The 8622-nt window shown below is 43.1% G+C and carries 7 protein-coding genes; 2 read left to right on the top strand and 5 right to left on the bottom strand.

What is annotated here, in order from left to right; genetic code table 11:
• From G493_RS0115660 to G493_RS0115640, 5 genes are all read right to left on the bottom strand, one after another.
• Nucleotides 1-216 (bottom strand): transposase family protein (locus tag G493_RS0115660; RefSeq protein WP_028581154.1); only part of this gene is annotated, 216 nt, incomplete at its 3' end.
• Between the two features lie 334 nt (nucleotides 217-550).
• Complete coding sequence (locus G493_RS34385) at nucleotides 551-2416, bottom strand: N-acetylmuramoyl-L-alanine amidase (protein WP_051309354.1); 1866 nt, start codon at nucleotides 2414-2416, stop codon at nucleotides 551-553.
• A 503-nt stretch (nucleotides 2417-2919) separates the two neighbouring features.
• Nucleotides 2920-5580 carry a DNA mismatch repair protein MutS gene (gene mutS, locus G493_RS0115650; protein WP_028581153.1) on the bottom strand — a complete coding sequence of 887 codons (2661 nt, stop codon included), beginning with the start codon at nucleotides 5578-5580 and terminating at the stop codon, nucleotides 2920-2922.
• 2 nt (nucleotides 5581-5582) lie between these two features.
• A complete protein-coding gene (locus tag G493_RS0115645) occupies nucleotides 5583-6062 on the bottom strand; it encodes an HIT family protein (protein WP_232363774.1) in 480 nt (159 codons plus the stop codon).
• A 23-nt stretch (nucleotides 6063-6085) separates the two neighbouring features.
• Nucleotides 6086-6583 carry a metallophosphoesterase family protein gene (locus tag G493_RS0115640; RefSeq protein ID WP_028581151.1) on the bottom strand — a complete coding sequence of 166 codons (498 nt, stop codon included), beginning with the start codon at nucleotides 6581-6583 and terminating at the stop codon, nucleotides 6086-6088.
• A 185-nt stretch (nucleotides 6584-6768) separates the two neighbouring features.
• On the opposite strand from G493_RS0115640, the gene efp reads away from it, so the two are divergent.
• Both efp and epmA read left to right on the top strand, forming a co-directional pair.
• Nucleotides 6769-7332 (top strand): elongation factor P, encoded by a 564-nt coding sequence (gene efp / locus G493_RS0115635; RefSeq protein ID WP_028581150.1) that lies wholly within the window; start codon nucleotides 6769-6771, stop codon nucleotides 7330-7332.
• A gap of 4 nt (nucleotides 7333-7336) precedes the next feature.
• Nucleotides 7337-8263: an EF-P lysine aminoacylase EpmA gene (epmA, locus tag G493_RS0115630; protein ID WP_028581149.1), complete on the top strand. Its 927-nt coding sequence runs from the start codon at nucleotides 7337-7339 to the stop codon at nucleotides 8261-8263.
• The last annotated feature ends 359 nt before the right edge of the window (nucleotides 8264-8622 follow it).

Below are 8622 nucleotides of genomic sequence, written 5' to 3'. Positions count from 1 at the left end.
TCCCGGAATGCCGTTTGGAAGCTCTAAGAAATTGGAAAACCATTCCTGTTTGGCTTTCCCGAAAATCTCAATTTGTTCCCAACCTGATGCCCCACCAATTACACCGCAAATAGCGATGATAACGATATCATTGAGTAGATGCCGAGTCTTACCTTCAACTCTTGGATCTTTCAAGTTTTCGAAATGTGTAGCAATGTCTGGATGTACTGTATTCATAACCCTTCTCTGTCTTGAGTTTTTTTGAAGGGTGTGTATATAAACTATACGAACACAAGTGTATAACAATTTGATTTAATACGATTTATATTTAAGCGCAGCTTCCGGAATAAGGTCTTAAACACGCCTCACTGTGACATTTTCGTGCGCTTGCCCTGACCAACGATGCGATGCGTAGCATCTAATACCAGTTATATTTATCCTAAGAGTCTGTCGGAGAATTGCAATTTCTCTCAGATTAAGGCATTTTCAGGAAATCAAGCACGGCCATATGGTAGTACTAGAAAGGAAGGCTGCTCATAGAGAATGAGCAGGTAGCGAATTGGTCTCACTATTATTGTATTAAGGCTGCGCTGGTATGATGATCTATATAAGATATAACACCAACAGCTATCTGTTTTGCAATAGTGGTTTGATACTCTTTACTCCGAAGCAGGCGTGCTTCCTTCGGATTGGTAATAAAGGAAACTTCAGAAAGTATAGCTGGCATTTCTGCGCCAATAAGTACATAGAATGGTGCCTGTTTTACACCAAGGTTTCTGACATTAAAAGACGACTCCAGTGAAGATGCAAGATTTGCATGAACATATTGTGCCAACCTGGAAGATTCATTAATCTTTGAATTCTTCATCAAATCCGTCAGAATGTCCTGCATTTCGCTTATATTATGTGTCGATGTCGCATTTTCCAGTGCTGCAACTCGCATAGCTTCTGCATTGGTGGCAAGATTGAGGTAATATGTCTCTACGCCGCTCACTTTTTTGTCGGGATGAGCATTCACATGTATGGAAATAAACAAGTCAGCATTTTGTGTATTGGCTATCGCAGTACGCTCTTCCAAAGGAATGAATGTGTCAGCATTTCTGGTGAGAACTGTCTCATACCCATAAGAACTCGTCAGAATATCAGCCAGCTTTTTCGCCACACTTAATACGATATCTTTTTCGCGAAGCCCAAAAGCTGATGCACCGGGGTCTCTGCCTCCATGTCCAGGATCAATAACTATTCTGCGCACTCCCAACCCTAATTGCTGGGCAAGTGAAATTTCATTGTGCCTGTTTTCCGAATGGACGGATTTTTGCTTCGGAATACGTTTCTTTTGCTCTTGCAATGTAATAAAAGGATGACCGCTGCCAGCTTTTTTAAGAACAGGCTTTTTGGTATTCTCTTGTACTACATGCAGATCCGATTGGTCCTTTTTTTCCTGTTTCTTGATTGTATCACGAAATTTTTTTCCATGAACATCGACGACAACACGAAACGGATCGTTGAGACTGAAAATTTTATAGTCAGAAATTGATTCAATATCGAGAACCACTCTCACTGTAGTTTCGTTGTACTGTCCTGAACGAACCTGTCTGAGGAGACCATCTTCAATGGGTACAGGTAAACGGTATTTGGGAGGGATATGACTTTGATGAAAATCAATATATAACCGTCTGGGGTTATCTGTATTTTTTTCCAGAAGATCGGAGCTGAAGTGTACCGGTCCTGAGGCACGTATGACAACTCTTGTGTAGTCTTGACTGGACCAATACTGGACAGGCAATACCTGGATAAGACGTCCGTCATTCTGACTGCTTCTAATATTCTCAGGAATAGTAATATGTGTAGTCTTTTTCAACTTCTGAAGTTCATTAAGTGCCTGTGCATATTTATCCCCTTGAGGATAGGTATCAATTATTTTAAGAAAATGTTCAGCTGCCAGTTGAGGATTTTGTTTATCATTGAGATATATTGTGGCCTGATTATATAGCGCATCGTCTGCAAGTTTATTGCTGGGAAATATAGACGAAACATCGTGGAAATACTCAAGGGCATGCTCCAGATCAATAGGGTAATGAAATTGATCAAACATTTTTTTCTGCATACGGCCCATCATATATAATGCAGAGGGGGCATACGGTCCTTTTGCTTGCTGGAGATATATTTTACGGAATTGGCGTACCCCTGAAAGCCAATTGTTTCTCTGTTGGCCAAATTGATTATCGCGTTCCAGACGGTAGTAGTTATCTTTGGCTGTCTGGTATGCACTTTTAGTAGAAGATGTCCCCTGAAGTTCAATCGCTCTTGAATGCTGAGGGTATAAAAGGCAAAGTACTCCCAGTGTCAGCAGATACAGGAGTGCGCCAGTAACACTGATTGATATACTGCGAATGAATAATGTTATGTTATTTCCGCTAAACACTCTGGGAGCCATACATTTGTTAGTGCCCTGGAAGCCTGATGTCCTCTGAAGACATGTTTCGCCTTATGCAAGAGAGCATGTCGACCAACATACTCAATGATAAATCAATTTAAATATACTCTATGCTGACGAAGGAGTAAAAGATTTTGTACTCTGTCTTCATTTCTCATCGGAATGAGTAGAAAAGTCAATAGTAAGATGGGGATACCTCCTGTTTTCCTATTGTTTCAAACTTCCGGTAGCACTACTCTGTCGTATCTTGAATATTTCTTTCATTTCCATGATTCCTTCCGGGTATCTTATTTCCAGGCTATGCGAAAAACTGGGCGTGAAAGATAGCTGTGAACACGAAGTCCAGCGAGATATCCACGTCTCATAAGAAAAACGGGTCTGTATTTCAGCTAAGTAATATGTGCAATAGAGAGCCTACGGTTGTGTACATAGTTGTCTCTTGCTGAGCAGCCTTCATCTGAATACATCCAGTTTTCAAGAAGCTTCACGAGCTATCCTTGCTATTATTTCTTCATTAGTGCATGGAGTTCGTATACAAGGTTCAGGGCCTGTCTGGGAGACAATTCATCGGGTTTGTTTTCTTTGAGCAAATCGCGAAGTGCATCGGTTTGAGATGTGAAAAGCTGCAGCTGGCATGGCTGGTGTTTACCTGATGCATCTTTCACAGTCTGATGGGGTTTGCCATGATGATCGAATTCGCCCTGCTCGATACTCGCTAATATGGCATGGGCTCTTTGAATTACATGTCCTGGGACTCCGGCAAGAGCCGCAACCTGAATACCATAACTTCTATTTGTTGCGCCTTTAACCAATTTATGCAAAAACAGAATTTTATCGTTCCATTCCTTTACCGCAATGGAATAATTTTGAACACGTGTGTTTGAAATCGCCAGGTCTGTAAGCTCGTGGTAATGCGTGGCAAAAAGCGTCTTGATGCCAATGTCGTTTTTATTAACCAGCTCCTCGGCAACAGCCCACGCTATGGCAAGACCGTCGTACGTAGAGGTACCTCTGCCGATTTCATCAAGAATAACCAGGCTGTTTTCTGTGGCGTTATTGAGGATGTTGGCAGTTTCATTCATTTCAACCATGAATGTGGATTGGCCCCTGCGTAAATCGTCCATAGCTCCGACTCTGGTAAAAATACGATCAGTGAGGCAGATGGAGGCTGAATCAGCTGGGACAAAACAGCCAAGATGCGCCATAAGCACAATGAGTGCTGTTTGACGCAATACAGTTGATTTTCCCGCCATATTTGGGCCAGTGATGATAAGAAGTTGATTGCATTCTTGATCCAGGAAGACGTCATTGGCTACAAAACGACCTGAATCCAGAGAACGTTCAATAACCGGATGCCGTCCCTCTTGTATCTGTATTTCGTTTGTGAAGTTAAGTGTAGGTTTGCAATACCTATACTTGGCACTTGCTTCGGCAAGGCTTGTGAGAAAATCAATTCTGGCAATCTGATGGGCAGTCTGCAGAATTCGATTGCTTTCTGCAGCGATCCGATCACGAATTTCTGTAAAGAGACGATATTCAAGATCAAGCCGTTCTTCTTGTGCAGAAGAAATCTCATTTTCCAACTCCTTGAGTTCCGGAGTAATGAAACGTTCTGCGTTAACCAATGTCTGCTTGCGGATATAATCTTCAGGAACCAAACTTGCCTGAGCTCGGCTGACCTCAAAGTAATAGCCAAAAACTTTGTTAAAACCAACTTTTAACTTTGCTATACCGGTTTTCTGCCGTTCTTTGCCCTCCAGATCGAGTATAAGTTGTTTGCCGTCTCGAAGCAGATGTATGAGATGGTCCAACCTTTCATGGTAACCTTCACAAATTAGTTTTCCTTCTCTAAGGGAAGGGGGGGCATCATCTCGTATAGAGACCTCAATTAACGTGCACAGTTCTTTCAGGGGATCAAGGTGCTGTGATATATCTGCAAAAAGTACAGTGGTAAAATCATCCAGTACCTGTGCGAGGCTTGGTAATTGTTGGAAAGAGGTCTTTAATGCGGCGATGTCGCGGGCATTTCCCTGGCCGAGGACCAATCTGCTGCATAACCTTTCCAGATCATACACTTTTGCCAGGAGGTCACGAATTTGTTTTCGTGCTTGGGGATTGCTGCATAATTCTTCAACTGCATCCAGGCGCCTGGTGATACGTGTTTCATCGTTCAGTGGGCTGATAATACGTTCTTTTAAGAGGCGGGCTCCCATTGGCGTGGTAGTGCAGTCAAGAACATCCAGAAGAGTGCCTGATCTGACACCACCGATAAGTGTTTCAGTCAGTTCAAGATTCCTGCGTGAAGCTTCATCTATTATAAGATGATCATCTTTATTTATGGTTCGTAGAGTTTGGATATGATTGAGACTGGCCTTTTGGGTGTCCTGGATGTAGGCCAGGAGTGCTCCAGCCGATCGTATACCGCAAGATAACTGATCACAGCCAAAGCCGCCTAGGTTGGCGGTTTGAAAATGTTCTGTCAAGGTTGTGCGCGCCTGTTCCAGATCATAGATGTGGTCGGCTCTTGTAGTAAGGCAGAGACCTGGCAGTACAGTCTGCAGGGTAGATATCACGTCAGGATAATCTTGAGCCGTGGTCTCACTTATCAAAAGTTCAGCTGGCTGAAATCTTGTTATAATATCGACAAGCTCTCCGTAAACTTCTAGTGCGTCTAAAAACTCTGTGAGTAAAAAAATCCCCGTGGATGCGTCGAGGAAGCTGAGGCCCAACAGTATCCCTTTGCCGTATTTTTTACAACATGTCAAAGAACAGATATAGCAATTTGTTTTTTCATCAAGTAACTGATCGTCGGTTGTTACACCTGGAGAAACTATGCGTACGACTTCACGCTGGACAATACCTTTGGCTTCTTTGGGATCCTGGACTTGCTCGCAGATAGCCACTCTGTGCCCAGCTTTTACCATTTTTCCCAGATAGGTGCCTAGTGCATGGAAGGGCACGCCGCACATGGGTACTTTATTGGCGTCACCTTTGTTGTTACGAGAAGTGAGTGTGATGCCCAGTGCCTTGGACGCAATTTCAGCATCTTCAAAAAACATTTCATAAAAATCACCCATCCGATAAAACAATATGGCATCCTTATGTTGTTCCTTGAGTTCAAGGTATTGCTGGAGCATGGGGGTGATTTTAGGCGATTTGGTCATAGTCAATATGGTGTAATGCTGAATAGCTGTTGAATTTCTGGAAGTAAAAGATCAAAAGTCGTATCTATGTGTTGTGGAATAGTGCGTATGTCTGCGCATACGGTCATAAAATTATGATCCCCCTCCCACCGGGGGACAATATGATAGTGAAGATGATCGGCAATTCCTGCACCAGCGGTTTTCCCCCAGTTAAGGCCAACGTTCAGACCATCTGGATGAAATATATTACGTAATGCCTTACAGCCCTGAGTAATTCCCCACATAAGAGCAGATTGCTCAGTGTAGGTCAGAAGGTCTTGATCTCCCACATGGCGACTGGGGGCGACAAGGAGGTGTCCATTGGCATAAGGAAATCGGTTGAGGAGAATAACCAGAAACTGATCTCGGAAAAGGAGCAGAAATTTTCTGTCCTGGCTGGAGTCACCAGGTGGTTCGAAAATGCATTTCAATTCTGAAACATGTTTTCCTGTGACATGTTCCATACGCCAAGGAGTCCAAAGAGGATTCATATTTGGTTCGGTACCTCGAATATTTTTCCATGCAGGGATTCGGTAATTTCCACAATAGCATATGTGCCTTTTGCGCCAAACTGTCCTGTATCACGAAAGCTTCCGGGATTAACAATAAGCCGTCCAGCAACAGTGTGGCAGACAGGGCGATGTGTGTGACCGTAAATGACACAATCCGCGTCGGGGAAGAGATCCCAAAGGCCAGCTTCTATATCATACCCAAGGCCGTCACCATGTGTCAGACCGAATGTGAAATTTCCGAGGGAAAAAGACAGGGTTCTCTGTAATCGAGTATGGAGTTCACGGGAGCACATATTCCCGTGGACAGCATACAGGTCTTTCCCCGTGAAAGCATCTAAAAGACTGGTATCTGTGAGGTCACCTGCGTGGACAATGACACTGCAGTCCTTGAAACAATGCCGTATTTTTTTCAGAAACAGACTGTCCGGACGACTCAGATGGGTATCGGATAAGATTCCTATGCGTAATTTCATTGCACTCTTTTTGTTTCTATTCATTTGTGGTAGTCGATCAAATGTATTAAAGATAGCCTGCAAAGACAAGGGTACCTTAAACAGAGAGTGCCTTTTTTTGCGGAACACTGTAATCTTTGAAATCCGCAGGACTATTGTCTATATTATTCTGAACCAAGATTATTACTATAACTTAGGGATTTATCATGTATACAGCCTCTGATCTGCGCAAAGGGCTCAAAATTCAAATTGATGGGGAGCCGTACATCATCACGGATTTCGAATTCAGCAAACCTGGAAAAGGACAGGCGCTGTACCGAACCAAAATGCGAAATATGATCACCGGTACCCAATTTACCAATACGTATCGATCAAACGATAAGTTCGAAAAACCAGATCTTGAAGAAAGGAAAATGCAGTTCCTGTATGCACAGGATGGAGAGTATCATTTTATGGATACCTCTACATATGAGCAAATTTTTCTGACAGAAGAACAGCTTGGCGACAATCTGAATTATCTTATCGATAATATGGAGGTCGAAGTTCTTTTTTTTGGAGAACGCCCCATAGATGTAAGTCTCCCAACATTTGTCAATCTGGTGGTAACCGTTGCCGACCCATGGGTAAAAGGTGATACTTCTGGAACAGATACGAAGCCGGTGACAGTTGAAACCGGATTTCAACTACAGGTTCCACCATTTGTAGAGCAGGGTGATAAAATACAAATTGATACTCGTACCGGCACGTATATTACCCGTGTAAAAGAGTAGTGTTGTGCTTGATATTCACGGTCTGAATCAGCGGGCTCGTTTTCTTCAGGCCGTGCGCACTTTTTTTTGTGAACGGGGTTATCTCGAGGTCGACACACCTGTTCGTCTTCCTGTTCTTATTCCGGAAGCAAATATTTTCCCTTTTGGGAGTGAAGATGGGTTCCTTCAGACCTCACCCGAGATGTGCATGAAAATTTTGATGGCTAACGGCTGTTCAAAACTTTTCCAGATTTGCCACTGTTTCCGGAAAGAGGAAATTGGAAGGTTCCATTTACCGGAATTTTGCATGCTGGAATGGTATCATGGAGGGTGGGATTATCAAAACCTCATGGAAGAGTGTGAGGCGTTCATACGTTTTGTGGCAGGAAGGATGGCTGTGGAGCAGGTGCTGTTTGGTTCCGGTGATCAACTTTTTGTGCGCGGGAGGCAGGTCACATTGCACGAACCATGGGACCGGGTCACGGTAGCAGAAGCATTTGATCAATATGCTGATGTTGATGTCATGCAGGCATTACAGGAAGATACCTTTGATCGTGTGCTTGTTGAAAAAATTGAGCCTCAACTCGGGATTGACCGTCCGGTTTTTTTGTATGATTATCCTGTACAACTTGCTTCTCTTGCAAGAGCAAAGCAAGATGCCCCCTCTGTTGCAGAAAGGTTCGAATTGTATATAGCAGGTATCGAAATTGCAAATGGCTTCTCTGAACTATGTGATCCGGCAATGATGCGCAACAGGTTTATTGAGGAGTTGGGGAAAATGCATCCTGATAAACAGCAGCGAGATGTACCTGAAACTTTTTTGGCTTGGCTTTGTCGCTATCCTGAATCCGCAGGAATTGCTCTTGGCCTTGATAGATTGTTGATGCTGATGGTGGGAGCTGATTCCATTCAATCTGTTGTTCCCCTGAACTGGGAAGACCTCCAAGAGTAGGGAAAGGGGTTGCTTGGACCCTGCGAGAGGTTGAATCACATAGTGATGAGTGAGATGCCCTTTGAGACATTGTCATTTTAAGGGGGGCAGGAGATGGTAACTGTCCAAAATTGTACAGAATATCTGTTTGTACACCTGACAGGTTTAAAATTTCAATACTTACCCTCTTGATCTATTGAAACAGTCATGAGAGTGAGTTCAGAAACTAGCAAGATTGGATAATTTACTTTTCCACGTCCTCATTTCCAATTTCGTGTTGTGTCCAAAATTTTATCTTCAGAATATGCATTCTTTTCTGTTGTAAAATTGTTCATTTTTACACGGAATTAAAATTCCTTAAATCTGAACAAATCGAGTCT

The organism is Desulfogranum japonicum DSM 18378 (assembly GCF_000429945.1).
In the GTDB taxonomy this organism is placed as follows: domain Bacteria; phylum Desulfobacterota; class Desulfobulbia; order Desulfobulbales; family Desulfobulbaceae; genus Desulfogranum; species Desulfogranum japonicum.
This window is presented reverse-complemented; position numbering and strand designations above follow the sequence as displayed.